Annotated in this window: 1 pseudogene; it reads right to left on the bottom strand. The window is 68.2% G+C overall.

The annotated features are described in order from the left end of the window. Positions 1-1,010 (bottom strand): annotated as a pseudogene (locus tag ACUN9Y_RS22095) (hypothetical protein); the annotation flags it as partial.

Genomic DNA, 1,010 nt, shown 5'->3' with positions numbered 1-1,010 from the left:
ACCAGGCGCCCTTGGGCGTCGTAGGCGAAGGTGGTGTGGGTCCGGTGGTGGCCGGGCACCTCGCTGGTTCGCTCCAGCACCCGGCCAAGGTTGTCGCGGGTGAAGGTGGTGATCTGCTCGCCTTCGTGCAGCGCTGCCAGTTGGCCCGCCGCGTCGTAGTGATAGGCCTTGGTGCGGCCATCGAAGCCGCGCTCGGCGACCAGATGACCGCCGCCGTCGTAGCTAAAGTCCCAGCTGTCGCCGTTCTGGTTGACCAGGTGGCGAAGGCGCAGCAGCGGGTCGTAGTGGTAGCTCAGGGTCTGGCCCAGTGGGTCGCGGCGCTCGATGGGCTGATGCTTGGCGTTATAGCGGTAGCGGGTCTGGTGGCCGGCGGGGTCGACGTGGCGGGTCAGGTTGCCTTCACCGTCGTGGTGAAAGGTCTCGACGGCGCCATCGGCGTGCTGGATCGAGCGCGGCAGGCCACCGGCATCCAGTTGGTACTGGGTGTGATGGCCGGCGGCGTCAATCACCTCGCTAAGATGGCCGCGGTGGTCGTAGCGATAGCGGGTGGTCTTGTGCGAGCAGTCGCTGGCACTGACCAGCAGGCCCTGGTCGTTCCAGGCGTAGCGGTAGGTGTTGCCCGCGGCATCGGTCAGGGCCGTGAGCAGGCCGCGCTCGTCGTGGGTAAAGCTCGTCTTGCGCCCGCTGGGGGCGATCTCTTCGGTGGCAAGGCCGCGCGGGTCGAAGCGGGTTCTTCGCGTGCGCCCGTCGGGGTCGGTCACGAGCGCCGGCAGGCCCTGGTCGTCGTACTCGATGCGCGTGGTGAGCCCCTGGGGGTCGGTGACGGCGGTCATTCGCCCTTCGCCGTCGTAGCGATAGCGCGTCGTGCGGCCTTCGCCGTCCCGGTGCTGGGTGAGCCGGCCGTGGGCATCCCAGCGCCAGTGCTCGCTGCCAAGTGCCGGATGGTAGGGGTGGGTGATCGACTCGATCTCGTTGTGGTAGTTGTAGCGATAGATCGTGACCACGCCGCC

It is taken from the genome of Halomonas sp. V046 (assembly GCF_052645355.1).
This window is presented reverse-complemented; position numbering and strand designations above follow the sequence as displayed.